Origin of the sequence: Nocardioides rubriscoriae (assembly GCF_008087085.1) — a bacterium.
GTDB lineage: Bacteria > Actinomycetota > Actinomycetes > Propionibacteriales > Nocardioidaceae > Nocardioides > Nocardioides rubriscoriae.
Window position 1 is genome coordinate 1 of the sequence record NZ_VIYJ01000019.1, and the last position, 16,734, is coordinate 16,734.

Consider the following 16,734-nt stretch of genomic DNA (forward strand, 5'->3'; position numbering starts at 1 on the left):
TGCCCCGCGACCGACTCCACATCCATCAGATCCCGCTGGCGATCAGCCTCACCCTGCACAACCACATGATTTCAGCCCAACCCCGACGAGTCGCTCAGGCGCGCCCTTTGTTCAGCAGGCTCCTAGGGGCCCTCGCACCTCGACCACCGTGGAGGGACCTCGCCCTCAGCCCAGCCCCGGCAGCAACCCGAGCTCGACACCCTCCTCGCGCAGCTCGTCGCGGACGTCGGGGTGGGCGGCGTGCTCGATCAGGTTGGTGGCCTGGGCGGTCTGGTCGCGGCCGAACATCTCGGCGACGCCCTGCTCGGTGACCACCGCGCTCATCTGGAACGACGTCACGGGCTCCTCGACCATGGGCACGATCGTCGAGACGTCGGCGCGGGGGTGCCAGGAGCGCAGGGCGATCAGGGCCTGGCCGCCGGGGCTGTGCAGGGCGCCGACGACGAAGTCGGTCTGGCCGCCGAAGCCGGAGTGGATGCGGGCGCTGATGCGCGAGGCGTTGGCCTGGCCGAAGAGGTCGACCTGCAGGGCGGTGTTGACGCTGACCATCGACGGGTTGGCGGAGATGCGGGCCGGGTCGTTGGCGATCTCGGTGCGCATCATGCGCACGCGCTCGTTGCCGTCGACCCACTCCATGAGCTCCTCGGAGCCGAAGAGGAACGACGCGGCGAGCGGGGTCGACCGGTCGAGGGCGCCGGCCTTCTCGAGGGCCAGGACCGAGTCGGAGAACATCTCGGTCCACACCCGCAGGCCGCGCCGGTCGACCAGGCCGTGCATGGTCGCGTCGGGCACCGCGCCGATTCCGGCCTGCAGGGTCGCACCGTCGGGCACCCGCTCGGCCACCAGGGCACCGATGCGGGCCGCGGTCTCGTCGATCGGGGCGTGCGCCGGTACGGGCAGCGGCTCGTCGGCCTCGACGAGCACGTCGATGAGGTCGAGGTCGACCTCGGCGTCGCCGAAGGTCCACGGCAACCGGTCGTTGACCTGGGCGACGACCAGCCCGCCGCGGCGGCGTACGGCGTCGATGGCGGCGGGCAGGACGTTGACCTCGATCCCCAGCGACACCTTGCCGCCCCGCGGCCGCGTGGTGTGCACGACCACCAGGTCGGGCACCTGGGCGGTGCCGAGGAGCAGCGGCACCAGCGACAGCCGCGACGGGACGTAGCTCAGACGCGGGCTGCGGCGCATGCCGGGACCCACGAACGACGTCTCGAGGACGACGCCCTCGCGGTCGGGCAGCCCGCGCTGGCCGTTGAGCGCCCACAGCCGGTAGGAGTCGAGGCCGGCGTCGACCAGGCCGAGGGTGTGCCAGGGGGTGGCGTGGTTGCCGCTGACAAGCACCCGGGGGTCGGGCGGCAGCTGCCGCAGCGCACTGGTCAGGTCCATGCGGACCATCAGACCAGACGCGCGACCACCCCTCGGAGCGCACGGCCGGCGACCAGCACCACTCCCGGCAGGACGCCGACGAGCACGACCAGCGCCAGGCCGCGCAGCTCGACGGGCTCCGCCCCGACGAGGTCGCGCAGCGGGGGCACGAGCACGGCGGCCACCTGCAGCAGCCCGGCCACGACGACCGCGGCCTCGAGGCCGCGCCCGCGCCACCCGACGCCGTGGCGCGGCGCCCGGACGGCCATCGCGATCGACAGCTGGCCGAAGCCGAGCGCGACGAACACCGCCGTCGAGGTGGGCACACCCCGGTCGGGCCCGAGCCACCCGGCCACGAACGACACGGCGGTGATGAGCAGCCCGGCGACCGCGACCTGGCGGGTGAGCGTGCGGTCGAGCACCCGGCGCGCGGGGCGCGGCGACGGGTGCTCCATGTCGGCGGGGTCGAGCGGCTCCCCGCCGAAGGCGACCCCCGGTACGCCGTGAGTGAGCATGTTGATCCACAGGATCATCGCCGGCGTCAGCGGCACGCCCATCCCAACCAGCGGCGCGACCAGGATGACCAGCACCTCGGCCAGCCCCCCGGCCAGCGCGTAGCGCAGGAAGGTGCGGATGTTGCGGTAGACCCGTCGCCCCTCGGCGACCGCGGCGACCAGGGTCCGCAGGTCGTCGTCGGCGAGCACCAGGTCGGCGGCCTGCCGCGCGACCTCGGTGCCGCGCCCGCCCATCGCCACGCCGATGTCGGCGCGCCGCAGGGCCGGGGCGTCGTTGACCCCGTCACCGGTCATCGCGACGACGGCGCCGTGCTCGCGCCACGCGTCGAGGATCGCCACCTTCTGCTCGGGTCGGGTGCGGGCGTAGACGTCGATCTGGTCGACGCGGTCGACGTGCTCGCCCCGGGCCACCGCGTCGCCGTCGACGACCTCGGAGCCGGGACCGACGATCCCGACCTGCTCGGCGATCGCCCGGGCGGTGGCGGGGTGGTCGCCGGTGATCAGCACCATCCGGATCCCGGCCGCGCGGCAGGCCGCGACCACCTCGGCGGCAGCGGCGCGGGGCGGGTCGGCCACGGCCACCAGGCCCACCAGCACGTCGCCCTCGGCGACGGCGATCACCCGGAAGCCCGCCTCGGCCAGGGCCTGGGCCGCTGCGTGCGCGGCCCGCGCCACGGCGTCGGGGACGACGAGCTCAAGCACCACCTCGGGGGCGCCCTTGGTCACCTCGACGGCGGCACCGTCGGGTCCGGCGTGCCACGTGGTCATCGAGCGGGTCGTGGCGTCGAAGGGCCTCTCCTGCGTCCGGGGCCAGAGCGTCTCGAGCTCAGCCCGCTCGACGTCGTGGTGGGCCGCCGCCGTCAGCAGCGCCCCCTCCATGGCCTCGCCGACGACCGTGCCGTCGGCGCCGAGCCGGGCGTCGTTGCACAGCACCACGTCGCGCAGCAGCCGCCGGTCGGCGTCGACGAGGCCGGGCGCGCCCACGTCGTGCGGACCCTTGGGGGTCCACCAGCGGCTGACCTCCATGCGACCCTCGGTGAGGGTGCCGGTCTTGTCGGAGGCCAGGACGTCGACCGAGCCGAGGGTCTCCACCGCGGGCAGCCACCGCACCACGGCCGAGCGCTGCGCCATCCGGTGGGCCCCCAGCGCCAGCGCCACCGACACGACCGCCGGCAGCGACTCGGGGATCGCCGCCACGCCCAGGCTGACCGCCAGGATCAACGACGCCACGACCGCCTCGCCCCGCGCCACCGACGACACGAACGCGACCAGGCACAGCACCGTCGTGACGCCGACCAGGGTCCGCGACAGCCGCGACAGCCGTTGCTGCAGAGGCGTCGGGCCGGTCACCGTGCCCGCGACGAGAGCAGCGATCTGGCCGAGGCCGCTCTCGGCGCCGGTGCGCACGACCCGACCGCGGGCCCGGCCGCCCGTGACCACGGTCCCGGCCAGCAGCTCCTCGTCGACGTCCCGCGAGACCGGCACCGACTCCCCGGTCATCGCGGCCTCGTCGACCATGAGGGCGGCCGCCTCGGTGACCACCAGGTCGGCCGGCACCACCGCACCGGCGTCGAGCACCACCAGGTCGTCGGCGACCAGCTCGGCCGCCACGACCGTACGGACGACGCCGTCGCGCACCACCGTCGCCCGGGGCGCCGACATCCGGCCCAGGGCCTCGATGGCGCTCTCGGCGCGCACCTCCTGCACCACCCCGATCGCGGTGTTGAGCACGACGACGACCGCGATGATGGTCGCGTCGGCGAGGTCGCCGGTCACCACCACGACGACGAAGGCGCCGAGCAGCAGCAGGATCATCGGGTCACCGAGCTGCCGCAGCACCCGGCGCAGCACCGGCGTGGGTGGCGCCTCGGGCAGCGCGTTGGGGCCCGACACCTCGAGCCGCTGCCGGGCGGTCTCGGTCGTCAGACCCCCGGCGGTCGGGTCAGGGGGCGCCGTCCGGGTCGGCACGGACCCGGTCACAGGTCGGGGACGACGGCCACGGCGCAGTGCGACCGGCGCAGGACCGCGGCGGTCAGGGACTCGCTGGTCCGCACCGAGGGGCCGCGCCGGCTGGCGCTGAGCACCAGCAGGCCGCCCGGCGGCGAGGCCTGGGCCAGCACGTCGCGCACCGGCCCGATCACCACGGCGGTGTCGACCGCGACGTGCGGATGGGCGCGGGCCGGTGCCGCGTGGAGCGCGGTCAACCGGCTCAGCCCGTCGCGGGCGGTGGCCAGGTCGGCGTCGGAGGGCGGGAGGCCCGCCCGGTGGGCCGGGGCCGGGAGGCACCCCAGGACGTCGAGCGTCGAGCCGCGCAGCTCGGCCTGGGCGTAGCCGACCTCGCAGGCCGCCACGGAGCCGGGACGGCCGTCGACCGCCACCGCGACCCGGGCGCGGGCCCGACTGGTGTCGCCGCGCCTGACCAGGACGACGGGGACGCCGGCCCCCGAGGCGATCGCGACCGCGCGGATCCCGGGGCCGGTGCCGGGGCGCCGCCGACCCGGACCGACGAGGACCAGCAGGTGCTCGTGGGCGACCAGGTCGACCAGCACCGACGGGTGGTGGCCCACCCGCACCTCGGTGTGGACCTCGACCCCCGGCGCCGTACGCCGGGCGCTGCGGCGGGCGCGGGCCTGCGCGCGGCCCACCGCGGCCAGGGTGAGCCGTGCGAGACCGGGGCGCACCTGCCAGGGCGCCAGCGTGTAGGCCAGCGTCAGCGGTCGCCGTTCGAGCACCGCCTGCGCGCACGCCCAGCGCACGGCGTGCCGCGTGCGCCACGGACCCCAGGCCTCGGCCACCACGTGCCGTGGCCGCTCGCGGGGGCCCAGGGTGCTCATCGCCCCACGGTGCGCGCGGCCGGGGTCGCCGGGGAGAGGCCTTGGTCCCGACGTGGTGGCGCCGGCCCCCCCGGGACCTTCGGCCCTGGCCCGGCCGGGCCGGCGGTCGACACGGTGGGCACGACCAGTCGCTCCGGGGACATCCAGGGACATCCAGGGAACCGCGATGACACGATCTCCCACCGGGGGGCCCGGGGTGAGCGGCGACCTGGCGGTGCGCAGCACCGGACGTCCCGCACCCCGCGAGCCGCTGGCCCGCTCGGTCGCGGCGGTGGTGGTGAGCCGGCGCGCGATCGGCGGACCGGTCACCACCCGCCTCGAGCAGCTCGCCCGCCTCGGCCTGCGGGTCGTGGTGGTCGCCGACGCCGCCCCGGCCGGCTGCACCGCCTCGGGCTCGGCCCACGAGGCGCTGGCGCGGCTCGACGAGCTGGGCGTCACCGGCCGGCTCGTGCTGCTGGTCGACTCCCACGCCGACCTGCCGGCGCCCCCGGGCAGCGACGCGACGACCGTCCCGGTCGACGGGACCGACGGCGTCCTGGCGCTGCTCGACGAGCAGCTGCGGCGCGCCCGGTCGCACCGGGTGCCCGACGTCGTCCACGACCCCCGGTGGGCGGTCGTCGAGCGCGGGGTCGACCCCGCCCGGCACCGCGTCACCGAGAGCCTCTTCACGCTGGCGTCGGGAGGGGTCGGGTGGCGCGGGTCGGTCGAGGAGTCACCCGACTACGGACAACCCCTCGTCGTCGCCGCCGGGGTGTACGCCGGCACGGGGGTCCACGACGGCCTGCTGCCCGGCCCGGACCTGGTCGACGTCCGGCTGCGCGACGAGGTGCAGGCCGACGAGCGCGTGCTCGACCTGCGCACCGGCGTGCTCTACCGCGAGGAGGTCGGTGGGTCGGGCGTGCCGCTGCGGTCGCTGCGCTTCGCGGCGGCCGGCGCCCCCGGGGTGTTCGCGCTGCGGGTCGAGGCCGCGTCGCAGCGGATGGACCCCGGGCCGTCCCCCGAGCACGGCACCTGGTCGGCCACCACGCCCGCGGTGGGCCACCACGGTGGCATCGGGGCGGTCGCCCGGCAGGAGGTCGGGCACGACGCAGGGGTCACCACCCTCGAACGCCTCGTCGCGGTCGACCACACCACCCGCGGCCGGCCGCGGCGCGCGCGGGCGCAGGAGCGCCTCGACCGTGCCGGACGCGCCGGCTTCGAGGCCCTGCTCGCCGAGCAGCGGGCGGCCTGGGCGCAGCGCTGGTCGCGGGTCGACGTCCGCATCCCCGACGACCCGGGCAGCGAGCTCGCCCTGCGCTTCGCGCTCTTCCACCTGTGGGGCCTGGCGTCCGACGGCGCCGAGCTCGCGGTCGGGGCCCGCGCGCTGACCGGCAGCGGGTACGCCGGGCACGTCTTCTGGGACGCCGACGTGTTCGTCCTGCCGGCCCTGGCGACCATCGACCCGGAGGCAGCCGACGCGATGGTCCGCTACCGGCTCCACCGGCTCGGCGCCGCCCGTGAGCGGGCGCGGTCCGAGGCCCGGCGGGGCGCACGGTTCCCCTGGGAGTCGGCGGCCACCGGCCAGGACGTGACGCCGGCGCGGGGCTGGGTCGGTGGCGAGCAGGTCGACATCGTCACCGGCACCCAGGAGGAGCACGTCACCGCCGACGTCGCCTGGGCCGTCGTCCACAACGCCACGTGGTCGCGGCCGGGGGCCCACCTGTCCGACGGCGAGCGCGCGCTGCTCGCGGCGACCGCGCGCTACTGGGCCTCGCGCACCGACACCGACCCCGACGGCACCGCGCACGTCACCGGCGTGACCGGGCCCGACGAGTACCACGAGGGTGTCGACGACAACGCCTTCACCAACGTGATGGCGCGCTGGAACCTGCGCGCCGCGGCCCGGCTCACCCGCGCCCACGACGACGAGTGCCGCTCGTGGCTGCGGCGGGCCGCGGCGCTCGTCGACGGCTACGACGAGACCACCGGGGTCTACGAGCAGTTCCGCGGCTACCGCGACCTCCAGCCCCTGGTGGTCACCGACCTCGCGCCGCCCCCGGTCGCCGCCGACGTGCTCGTCGGCCGCGACCGCGTCGCACGCTCGCAGCTGATCAAGCAGCCCGACGTGCTGATGCTGCACCACCTGGTGCCCGACGAGGTCGTGGCGGGCTCCCTGGTCACCAACCTCGACCTCTACGCGCCGCGCACCGCCCACGGCTCGTCGCTGTCGCCGGCGACCATGGCGCTGGTGCACGCCCGGGCCGGGCGGCCCGAGGCCGCCCTGGACCTGCTGCGGCTCAGCCTGAGCATCGACCTCGACGACCTCGGCGGCACCACCTCCGCCGGCGTCCACATCGGGGCCCTGGGCGGCGCCTGGCAGGCCCTGCTGTTCGGGTTCCTCGGGGCGCGGGTCCGCGACGGCGTGCTGCACCTCGACCCGGTCCTGCCAGCGGCCTGGCCCCGGCTGGCCGTCCGCTTCCGGGCACTGGGGCGCGACGTGCGCGTCGACGTCGACGCCGACCTGATGACGGTCGCGGCGTCCGGGGCGCTCGCCGCGCACGTGCCGGCGTCCCAGCCCTACCGGGTGCGCGCCGACGGCGACGTCCACCTCGTCGGGGCGGGTGCGCCGTGAGCGACGTCGTCGCCGTCCTCGAGCAGGACGACGACCCGCAGGTGCTCGCCATGGCCGCCACCATGGCGACGCTGCTCGGGTGCGGGTCGCGCCAGACGACGGTGCCCTCCGGCACCGACCGCGACGGCCGCTCCGACGCGATCACCGCCGCCCTGCGCGACGACGACCTCGCCGTGCTGCACGCCGGTGGACCGGAGTCGGTCTGCTGGGACGTCATCCGCCGGGTCACCACGCCGGTGATGGTCCTGCCCCAGCACCCGCGGGTCCCGGCCCGCGTCACCGAGGTCCTGCTGCCGCTGGACGGCGCCCCCGGCACCGCCGCGGCGGTGGCGGCGATGGCCCAGCGCCTGGTCGGGGCCGGGGTGCACGTCACGGCGATGCACGTCTTCGACGCCGCCACCGCACCCGCGTTCTGGGACCAGGCCGCCCACTCCTACGAGCACTGGACCGAGGAGTTCCTCCTGCGCAACCTCCCGTGGGCCGTCGAGCTCGACCTGCGGCGCGGGCGCTCCTGCGACGAGGTCGTCACCAGGGCCGAGCACAGCGACGCCGACCTGCTCATGGTCGGCTGGGGCCAGGACCTCGGGGGCGGTCGCGCCCAGACGGTGCTGCAGGCCCTGACCGCGGGCCACGTGCCGCTCCTGCTGCTTCCGGTGACACCACAGGACCTTCGTCCGCAGTCGGAGGACCTTGCGCCCTCGACCACGCCCCCGCCGACGAGACACCGTGAGGCATGACCCAGCACACCGTCGTCCTCGACCTCGCGGCCGCCCTCGCGACCCCGCATCGTTGCTCCGCGTGCGGGTCCACCGACCTGTCCACCCTCACCGAGACCCACCGTGACGTGCTGTTCACCTGTCCCCGGTGCCGGCTCGCGTGGCGCTTCGAGCTGGGTGACCTCGTCCCCGTCGAGTCCGGGACCCGCACCCGTGCCTGACCCCGGACGGCGGTCGTCCCCCGGCGGTCACCGGTGAGGATCGGCCTGGTGGCACCGCCCTGGATCCCCGTCCCACCCCCGTCGTACGGCGGCACCGAGTCGGTCGTCGACAACCTGGCCCGCGGCCTGACCGCCCGCGGGCACGACGTCACCCTGTTCACCGTCGGCACCTCCACCGTCCCGGTCGAGCGCCGGTCCTGGTTCGACGAGCCGGTGGCGCCCATGGGGCTCTCGATCCCCGAGGCCGTCCACGTCCTGGCCGCCCACACCGAGCTCGCCGAGGTCGCCGACGTCGACGTCATCCACGACCACACCGTGCTCGGCCCGCTGCTGGCGCCCGCGGCCGGGCCGGGGGTGCCCCCGCTCGTCACGACCAACCACGGCGTCTACAACGCCGCCACCCGGCTGCTGTTCGGCCGGGCCGCCGAGCGCGCGTCCGTCGTGGCGATCTCGGCCGACCAGGCGCGCCGCGCCGAGGGACGGGTCCCGATCGCCAGGGTCATCCACCACGGCGTCGACACCGACACCTACCGCGCGGGGTCCGGGGGCGGCGAGCACCTCGTCTTCGTGGGACGGATGTCGCCCGAGAAGGGCGTCGACCGGGCGGTGCGGATCGCGCGGGCCGCGGGCCGGCCGCTGCGGATCTTCTCCAAGATGCGCGACGAGACCGAGGTCGACTACTACGAGTCGCACGTGCGGCCGCTGCTGGCCGCCGACGAGCGACCGCTCTTCGAGGCCGGGCTGGACGAGCGCGTGCAGTGCCTGCAGACCGCCGCCGGGCTGCTCAACCCGATCGCGTGGCCCGAGCCGTTCGGCCTGGTCATGGCCGAGTCGCTCGCCGTGGGCACGCCGGTCATCACCTGGCCCCTGGGGGCCGCGCCGGAGATCATCACGCACGGACGCACCGGCTTCCTGTGCGCCACCGAGGACGCCGCGGTCCGCGCCGTCACCCGGCTGCCCGAGATCGACCGCGCCGTGTGCCGCGCCGAGGCCGAGGAGCGCTTCTCCGTCGCGCGGATGGCCGCCGACCACGAGGACCTCTACGCCTGCCTGGTCGCCCGGTCCCGCCAGCCGTCACGTCGCAACGTCGCGGTGACCGGCGCCCACGGGGGCACCGCCACCTCCATGGCGGGCTAGGCCGCGGCGTGAGCGACCCGTGGCTCTTCGACGGCGCGCCCGCGTCGGTCGGTGCCGGGCAGGTGGTCCTGCTCGACGGCACGACCTTCTGCATCGGCGATGCCGCGGGCGACCTCGGCACGCAGGGACCGCAGGGCCTGTTCGTGCGCGACACCCGCGTCGTACGACGGTGGCGGCTGAGCCTGGCCGGGCGCCGGCTCGACGCCGTACGGGTGCACCAGGACTCGCCCCACTCGGCGACCTACCTGATGTTGTCGCCCGACCTCGGGCCCGACCACGGCCCGCAGCTCGTGGTGACCCGCAGGCGCCTGGTCGGTGACGGCATGCGCGAGGACCTCACCCTGCGCTCGACCGGGCCGGGGGTCGTGCACGTCGAGATGGCGCTGGAGGTCGACAGCGACTTCGCCGACCTCTTCGAGGTCAAGGAGGGCCGCGTCGACGCCGACGGGCCCGCCGAGCCCCCGGCGACGACGGCGTCGGTCCGGCCCCACGGCGTCGACCTGGTGGCCCGGACCGACGTCGACTTCGGGGTGCACGTCGACGGCGACGCGTCGGCCGTCGCGACCCCGGACGGCCTGCGGTGGACCGTCGAGCTCGCGGGCCACGGGACCTGGTCGACGACGGTGCAGGTGACGGCCCGGCTGCACGGGCAGCTCGTCGAGCCGCACCACGCACCGGGCACCGCGGCCGAGCACGCCGCACCCGCCCGCCGGCGCCGCCAGTTCCAGGAGGCGGCCCCGACCGTCGCGACCGCCGACCGCGGGCTGGCCGACGTGCTCGGCCGCAGCATCGACGACCTGGCGACCCTGCGCATCTTCGACCCCGCCCACGTCGACCTCCCGGTCGTCGCCGCGGGGGCGCCGTGGTTCATGGCGCTCTTCGGCCGCGACTCGCTGCTCACGGCGATGATGCTGCTGCCGGTCGACAAGACGCTGGCCCTGGGCACGCTCACCACCCTGGGCCTGCACCAGGGCGAGCGGGTCGACGCCGCGACCGAGGAGGAGCCCGGGCGCATCCTGCACGAGCTGCGCTTCGGGCCCGCCGGGACCCTCGCCCTGGGCGGCAAGGGCGCCTACTACGGCAGCGCCGACGCCACGCCGTTGTTCGTGATGGCCCTGGGCGAGCTGCACCGGTGGCAGCCGGACGCGGTGACCCCGACCCTGGTGGAGCACGCCGACCGGGCCCTGGAGTGGATGGCGACGTACGGCGACCGCGACGGCGACGGGTTCATCGAGTACGCCCGCGCGACCGACCGGGGCCTGGTCAACCAGGGCTGGAAGGACTCCTGGGACGGCATCACCTTCGCCGACGGGTCGCTGCCGGAGCCGCCGATCGCCCTGGCCGAGGTGCAGGGCTACGCCTACGCCGCCTACCTGGCCCGGTCCCGGATCGCGGAGGCAGCAGCGCAGGACGAGGTCGCGGCGCGGTGGTACCTGCACGCCGCCCGGCTCAAGGCGGCGTTCAACGAGGCGTTCTGGTTGCCCGACCGCGGCTGGTACGCCGTGGGGCTCGACGGCGACAAGCGGCCGATCGACTCGCTGACCTCCAACGTCGGGCACTGCCTGTGGACCGGCATCGCTGACGACGACAAGGCCGAGCAGGTCGCCGCCCACCTGGTCTCGCCGGCGATGTTCAGCGGGTGGGGCATCCGCACCCTGGCCACCACGATGGGCGCCTACGACCCGTTGAGCTACCACAACGGGTCGGTCTGGCCCCACGACACGGCCCTGTGCGTGGCCGGCCTGGCGGCGTACGGGCACACCGAGGAGGCCGCCCGGGTGGCCGTCGGCCTGCTCGACGCGGCGGCCCTGCTCGACCACCGGCTGCCCGAGCTGTTCGGCGGGTTCACGCCCCAGGACGTGCCGGTGCCGGTCCCCTACCCCGCGGCCTGCTCGCCGCAGGCGTGGGCCTCGGCGGCGCCCGTCGAGCTGCTGCGGGCGCTGATGGGCCTGCACCCGGGACCGGCCGGGCCGACGTGCGATCCCGTGGTGCCCGAGCGGTTCCTGCCGCTGGTGCTGCGGGCGCTGGGCTGCGGCGACGCGCACTACGACGTGATGGTCGACTCCACCGGTGGCACCGTCCGGGCCGCAGGGGTCGTCGGCTGAGCGGGGCGCTCGTCGAGTGCCCGTCAGGTATCCGTCGGGTGCCCGCCCTCGAGCATGCCGGCGTCACCCACGCTCGTGCAGCGCGCCGCTGCGGCCGGCCTCCTCGAAGACCGCGTTGACCTCGTCGCGGGTCACCTGGGTCTCGAGCAGGACGGCAAGGTCCACCACCGACCCGTCGACGACCGGCACCCGCAGGGCGGCACCGTCGAGCCTGCCCTCGAGCTCGGGATGACCAGGCCGACGGCGCGGGCCGCGCCCGTCGTGGTCGCGGTGATGTCGACCGCCGCCGATCGGGCCCGACGCGGGTCCTCGTGCGGCCCGTCGACGAGCACTCGACCGGCACGTCCACGGCGTACGACACCCACGGGAGCGCGGTCGGGCTCGTCGCGTCGGACCACGGGATCCTGACCCCGTCGACGACCAGGTGGTCCTCGCCGAAGTCGACCTCGACCGGGAACCGGCCGTAGGTCGAGTCGCGGCGCAGCAGCCCGCTGAGCACGGCCGGGCCGGCCAGGTCGTTGACGGCCACCACCTCGATGTCGTCGCTGAGCACGGCTTGGCGCACGAGCGCCCGGCCGACCCGACCCAGTCCGTTGACGGCGATCCGCGCGACTGTCCCCGTCTCCGCGGGCTCGGTCACCCCGTCGACTTCACCTGTGGTCGATGCCCCGGCGCGATGCCCGCCCGACGACCAGGGGGTGCCCGGGGAAGGACGTCCCGACCTGCTCGTCACTCCGGTGGCCGTCCGGCCGGGCCCTGCGGCCCGGCACGGACGGGTCTCACGCCGCCCTGGGGCGCCGGAAGCTCGCGATGCGTGATCGCGACAGGTCCCATGGTGTCGGTGTCTCGTGCCGCACCCCACGGTCCGAGGGCACGAGCGGTCGGGACCAAGGTCCCGACGGTGGCCGAGGTCCGCCCGGCCGGGTGCCACCAGACCGTGCTGAGCCTCTGGTGGCCGTGGCCGGCCGCGGCGGCGTGCTGAACCTGCGCGCCCAGGCGCAGGCCCTGGGCGCGCGCCAGCGGGTAGATCGCGGTGGCCCGCTCGCGGTCGAACAGGGCCAGGGGTCGTACCCCGACGATCGAGGCCATCGCGCGGTTGGGCCGGACCATCCAGATGTGCGCCGCGGGGTTGGCCCGCCGCCACTGGTCGAGCTCGCGCTCGAGCAGGGCACCGGCCACGCGACCCATGGGCCCCACCATCCGCCCCGCCAGGGGCGCCACGACGATGACGGTCTGCGCGTCGTCGGCCGCGTCGACCGACGTCGCCGACCACATGCCGCCGTCGACGTAGAGCTCGCCGTCGATGCGGTGCGGCGGCAGCAACCCGGGCACCGCCGACGACGCGGCGGCCAGGTCGGCCAGCGGGTACGACGTCCCGTCGAAGACGCGGCGCCGCCCCGACCGCAGGCGCACCGCCGAGATCGAGACCAGCGGGTGGGTCTGCTCACCGAACGCCTGGCGGGCGATGCCGGCTAGGACCCCGGTGCGCACGGTGGGCAGCGAGGGGACCGGCAGCTTGTCGAGGTCGGCCCAGGTCAGGCCCAGCGCGAGGGCCGAGGCCGTCCAGGAGCCGGCCGAGGTGCCCAGGGCGGGCGCGTCGGCCACCGGTATCCCAGCGCTCGTGAGACCCGCGGCCACCCCGGCCGTGTAGGCGATCCCGACCACGCCCCCACCGCCGTAGACCATCGCGAGCGGGTGCCGGGGTCGGGCAGGTCCGGCGCCGTCGTCGGTCGTCACCCGACCGACTGGTTCGGTCATCACGCCTCCTGGAGATCGTCTGGCTCACATGGTGCGGGCCCTCGCACGACCGCATCAGGGCACAACGACCCGCTCACCCCGCCGAGAGTCAGGTCCTGACAGGTGTCCGGAGCCTGCGGCCGGGCCGCGGGCCGCGGGTCCAGAGCCCCTGGGCGCGAGGGCGTCCTCCTCTCCGCGTCGTCGGTCGGACGCGGGGAGGATCGGGGGGTCGACGGCCGTCGGTGCGCTCGAGCCCGAGCCCGGTGTCCTCGGGGATGACCCGGCATCGTCGTTGCCGTCGACAAAGGTTGGGCGTAGGTTGGCCGCTGGGTGTGGACACGCACCCGGGCGGCTCTCGAGGGGCCGTCGACCGCTCTCGGAATCCGGAGCATCCGATGCACCCCCACCGTTTCGGACACCACCACCTCGCGGCCCCGCCGCGCCCTGCCGACTCTGGCACCCCGAACGCCTCGGGGTCCCTCCCTCGCCGCACACCGGGCCGGTGGTGGTGATGCAGTGGGTGAAGGTGATGACCCTGGCCGACGGCAGCCGGGTCGAGTCGGGCATACCCAGCATCGACGAGACCGCCGCGAGCCTCGTCGGTCGCTCCTACCGGGTGCAGCGGCCCGACGGGTCCGCCGACGTGTTCGACACCCTCGGCCTGGTGCTGGAGCACCTGCGCACCCACTACGGGCCCGAGGACACCGACCGCGCGCACACCGCCAGGGGCTCAGACGGCCGGGGCACGACGCCGCACCCGACCTCCGCCCTGACGGTCGGGCCACAGACCGGGCGAGCGGGGTGAGCCGGTGTCGGACACTCCGGGGGCCGAGGGGGGCTCGGACGGGCTGGTGGAGTCGTCGTACGCCGCGTTCATGCACGACTTCCACGAGATGCTCGCGGTCGTGCAGGGCTTCAGCGAGCTGGCGGCGCTGTCCGAGCCCGACGAGAGCCCGGCCTACCTGGGCCGCGTCAACGACGGCACCGAGCGGCTGGCGGCGATGACCGACGACCTGGTCGCGCGCCTGCGCGAGGCGCGGTGCTCCTGCGGCCGCGAGGTCCCGGGCCTGACGCCCGACCAGCCCTGACGCGCCGCCTCCTCACTCGTGGGGCGGCAGCGTCACGACCTGGCCCGCGTAGCTCAGGCCCGCACCGAACGCGATGAGCAGGGCGAGGTCGCCGGGCTCGGCCTGACCGGTGCGCAGCATCGCCTCCATCGCCAGTGGCACCGAGGCCGCCGAGGTGTTGCCGGCCTCGACGATGTCGGTGGCCACCGCCACCGACTCGGGCAGCCCGATGTTGCGCGCGAGGGTCTGGGTGATGCGCAGGTTGGCCTGGTGGGGCACGAAGGCGTCGAGCTGGTCGATCGTCACCCCGGCGGCGGCCAGCGCCTCGTGGACGACGTCGGCCATCGCGAACGGCGCCCAGCGGAACACCGCGGTGCCTTCCATCTGCACCACTGGGTGGTGCGTCTCGCCGGAGTCAAGGCAGCTGGGGGTCTGGTTGATGACGTGGGCCTTGGACCCGTCGGAGCCCCAGGCCGTCGGGCCGATGCCGGTGGCCTGCGCGCCTCCGACGACCACGGCGCCGGCACCGTCGGCGAAGATGAAGGCGGTCCCGCGGTCGGTCGGGTCCATGAAGCGGCTCAGCTGCTCGACCCCGATCACCAGCACGTAGGACTCGGCCCCCGAGCGGACCAGGCCCGAGGCCAGGTTGAGCGCGTGGCAGAAACCGGCGCACCCGGCGGAGACGTCGAACGCCGCCGCGGTCGAGCCGAGCCGGTCGGCGACCTGGGGCGCCGAGGCCGGGGTGTGCTCGGGGTGGGTCGAGGTCGCGACGATCACGCACCCGAGCTGGTCGGCCCCCACCCCCGCGACGGCCAGCGCCCGCTCGGCCGCGGTGGTCGCCATGGTGATGAGGTCCTCGCCGGGCCCGGCGAAGCGCCGGGTCCGGATGCCCGACCGGCTCTGGATCCACTCGTCGGAGGAGTCGAGGACCTCGCAGATCTCGTCGTTGGTGACGACCCGCTCGGGTCGGTAGACCCCCAGGCCCAGCATGGCGGCGTGGGTGAGGTCCTGCGGCTGCTGAATGGTCATGATCGGCTCCGTCCTGTCGACCGGAGCGGCCCCGGCCCGCTCGAGCATAGGCGCGCGGCGCGTGCCGGCCGCTCGCGGCGCGGTGTCAGCCAGTCGAGCGCGGGACCGGAGCGGGAGGAGTGCGGGAGGAGCGCGGGAGGGTCAGCAGGCGTGGCGTGAGGCCGCAGCCGGCGCCACCCGGACGCGGCCGCGGAGCGACGCGTCGCGACGGCGTCCGCACCAGGCGCGGACCACGTCGGGGAAGGGCTCGGGCCACGACCCCCGGGGCTCGGCCTCGTAGACGATGCGGCGCTGAACGCCGGTGGGGGTCTCGACGTACCAGGACAGCGAGACCGCGTGCGGGTCGCGCTCGATCGGACGGTCGACCAGCAGCAGCTCGGGGTCGACGTGGTGGTCGTGGCACCACTGCTCCAAGGCGGTGCGGACGTCGTCCGGCAGGTCCCAGATGGGGTCGGTGACGACCAGGGTGGTGTCCGAGAATTGTTCGTCTGCGAGATCGTGCATCCGAGGCCGAGCCCTCTCCGAGAGGTGTGCGTGAACACTCGTCCAACGCATCGATAGGGAGGACGCTACGGCCCCCCGCCGACATGACAAGGACATGTCTGCAATTGACTCGATGAGTCCCGAACTGACACGGACTTGCCGGTTTCGGACCGCTGGATCCGGGCCGTTGCCGGCGTCGCACGACCCAAGGAGCCCCGGGGACGTGGTCCCCGGGGCCCCTGCGTCGCGGCCACGTCTCGGGTCATGGCTGCGAGTCCTGAGTCCACCCCTGCGGCTGACGCTTCAGTCGTCGTGGTGGGTTCGTGTGTCCACGGTCGCACGGCGGCACCACCGGCACCATGGGCCGATGTGCCTAACCGGCATGGCCCGAACGGGCCTCCCCCGACGGGACCTGCGACCCGGGACGGTCAGCCGACGAGACGGTCGCCGGCCGGCCGGACGCTCTCACGGCACACGGCCTCGCGGTACTCGCGCGACAGCAGGACGTCGACGACCTGGCGGACGTCGTCGACCGGGAAGACCTCCGGGCCGGCGCAGCCGGCGGTGGCGGCGGCGGCGGGGGTGACGCGGACGCCCCCGGGGTGGTGCTCGAGGTGGTAGCGGGCCTCCAGGTGCTCGGTGACCTCGGGGAACACCTCGCACAGCGACGGCATGTCCCAGACGACGCGGTGCGTGGCCAGGTAGTCGCGCAGGGTCGCGGCCGAGGGCCGGGCCCGCTCGGCGGCGACGCACGCGGCCCACAGGCGGCCCAACCCGGCCTCGTCGTACGAGCCCGGTCCGACGACGGGTGTGGGCGCGGGTGTGGGCGCGGGTGCGGTGCCGGGCTGGTGCTCGTTGCCGTGGAACAAGGAGGTCTCCGTGAGTTCGGGAGCCACGCGGAGGATCGACGTGTG

Annotated in this window: 14 protein-coding genes and 2 pseudogenes; 7 read left to right on the forward strand and 9 right to left on the reverse strand. The window is 75.4% G+C overall.

Annotated elements, in window-relative coordinates:
- Nucleotides 1-165: 165 nt before the first annotated feature.
- The 3 genes from FZC61_RS22475 to FZC61_RS22485 are packed head-to-tail and all read right to left on the reverse strand — an operon-like array spanning nucleotide 166 to nucleotide 4,714.
- Nucleotides 166-1,386: an acetyl-CoA hydrolase/transferase family protein gene (locus FZC61_RS22475; protein ID WP_148616505.1), complete on the reverse strand. Its 1,221-nt coding sequence runs from the start codon at nucleotides 1,384-1,386 to the stop codon at nucleotides 166-168.
- A gap of 8 nt (nucleotides 1,387-1,394) precedes the next feature.
- Nucleotides 1,395-3,848 (reverse strand): cation-translocating P-type ATPase, encoded by a 2,454-nt coding sequence (locus FZC61_RS22480; RefSeq protein WP_170286236.1) that lies wholly within the window; start codon nucleotides 3,846-3,848, stop codon nucleotides 1,395-1,397.
- A gap of 8 nt (nucleotides 3,849-3,856) precedes the next feature.
- Entirely contained in the window at nucleotides 3,857-4,714 is an 858-nt protein-coding gene (locus FZC61_RS22485; RefSeq protein ID WP_170286237.1) for a universal stress protein, read from the reverse strand.
- 166 nt (nucleotides 4,715-4,880) lie between these two features.
- Between FZC61_RS22485 and FZC61_RS22490 the strand changes: the two genes are divergently transcribed.
- Genes FZC61_RS22490 through FZC61_RS22510 form a run of 5 tightly spaced genes read left to right on the forward strand, consistent with a single transcriptional unit; the run spans nucleotide 4,881 to nucleotide 11,504 of the window.
- Nucleotides 4,881-7,325: a glycosyl hydrolase family 65 domain-containing protein gene (locus FZC61_RS22490; protein ID WP_148616508.1), complete on the forward strand. Its 2,445-nt coding sequence runs from the start codon at nucleotides 4,881-4,883 to the stop codon at nucleotides 7,323-7,325.
- Entirely contained in the window at nucleotides 7,322-8,062 is a 741-nt protein-coding gene (locus FZC61_RS22495; protein ID WP_148616509.1) for a universal stress protein, read from the forward strand. The genes FZC61_RS22490 and FZC61_RS22495 overlap by 4 nt, the downstream gene beginning before the upstream one ends.
- Nucleotides 8,059-8,262, forward strand: a complete 204-nt coding sequence (locus tag FZC61_RS22500) for a hypothetical protein (RefSeq protein WP_148616510.1) — start codon at nucleotides 8,059-8,061, stop codon at nucleotides 8,260-8,262. The genes FZC61_RS22495 and FZC61_RS22500 overlap by 4 nt, the downstream gene beginning before the upstream one ends.
- A 48-nt stretch (nucleotides 8,263-8,310) precedes the next feature.
- A complete protein-coding gene (locus tag FZC61_RS22505; RefSeq protein WP_211357406.1) occupies nucleotides 8,311-9,399 on the forward strand; it encodes a glycosyltransferase family 4 protein in 1,089 nt (362 codons plus the stop codon).
- Nucleotides 9,400-9,407: 8 nt separating this feature from the next.
- On the forward strand, nucleotides 9,408-11,504 hold the full coding sequence (locus FZC61_RS22510; RefSeq protein WP_170286238.1) for an amylo-alpha-1,6-glucosidase: 2,097 nt from the start codon (nucleotides 9,408-9,410) through the stop codon (nucleotides 11,502-11,504).
- 63 nt (nucleotides 11,505-11,567) lie between these two features.
- Here the strand turns inward: FZC61_RS22510 and FZC61_RS24030 are convergent.
- The 3 genes and pseudogenes from FZC61_RS24030 to FZC61_RS22525 all read right to left on the reverse strand — a co-directional run bounded on the left by FZC61_RS24030 (nucleotide 11,568) and on the right by FZC61_RS22525 (nucleotide 13,262).
- Nucleotides 11,568-11,902, reverse strand: a pseudogene (locus FZC61_RS24030) (hypothetical protein).
- Nucleotides 11,881-12,237 (reverse strand): annotated as a pseudogene (locus FZC61_RS24145) (glyceraldehyde 3-phosphate dehydrogenase NAD-binding domain-containing protein); the annotation flags it as partial. The pseudogenes FZC61_RS24145 and FZC61_RS24030, both read right to left, overlap by 22 nt.
- A complete protein-coding gene (locus tag FZC61_RS22525; protein WP_148616514.1) occupies nucleotides 12,234-13,262 on the reverse strand; it encodes a patatin-like phospholipase family protein in 1,029 nt (342 codons plus the stop codon). The pseudogene FZC61_RS24145 and the gene FZC61_RS22525, both read right to left, overlap by 4 nt.
- Nucleotides 13,263-13,761: 499 nt before the next feature.
- Between FZC61_RS22525 and FZC61_RS22530 the strand changes: the two genes are divergently transcribed.
- Nucleotides 13,762-14,046 (forward strand): hypothetical protein, encoded by a 285-nt coding sequence (locus FZC61_RS22530; RefSeq protein WP_148616515.1) that lies wholly within the window; start codon nucleotides 13,762-13,764, stop codon nucleotides 14,044-14,046.
- 4 nt (nucleotides 14,047-14,050) lie between these two features.
- Nucleotides 14,051-14,329: a HAMP domain-containing histidine kinase gene (locus tag FZC61_RS22535; protein ID WP_148616516.1), complete on the forward strand. Its 279-nt coding sequence runs from the start codon at nucleotides 14,051-14,053 to the stop codon at nucleotides 14,327-14,329.
- A 12-nt stretch (nucleotides 14,330-14,341) separates the two neighbouring features.
- Here FZC61_RS22535 and FZC61_RS22540 read toward each other — a convergent pair whose 3' ends face one another.
- The 3 genes from FZC61_RS22540 to FZC61_RS23285 all read right to left on the reverse strand — a co-directional run bounded on the left by FZC61_RS22540 (nucleotide 14,342) and on the right by FZC61_RS23285 (nucleotide 16,716).
- Nucleotides 14,342-15,337 (reverse strand): beta-ketoacyl-ACP synthase III, encoded by a 996-nt coding sequence (locus FZC61_RS22540; protein WP_148616517.1) that lies wholly within the window; start codon nucleotides 15,335-15,337, stop codon nucleotides 14,342-14,344.
- 141 nt (nucleotides 15,338-15,478) lie between these two features.
- Entirely contained in the window at nucleotides 15,479-15,841 is a 363-nt protein-coding gene (locus FZC61_RS22545) for a hypothetical protein (RefSeq protein WP_148616518.1), read from the reverse strand.
- 407 nt (nucleotides 15,842-16,248) lie between these two features.
- Entirely contained in the window at nucleotides 16,249-16,716 is a 468-nt protein-coding gene (locus FZC61_RS23285) for a hypothetical protein (RefSeq protein ID WP_170286240.1), read from the reverse strand.
- Between the last annotated feature and the right edge of the window lie 18 nt (nucleotides 16,717-16,734).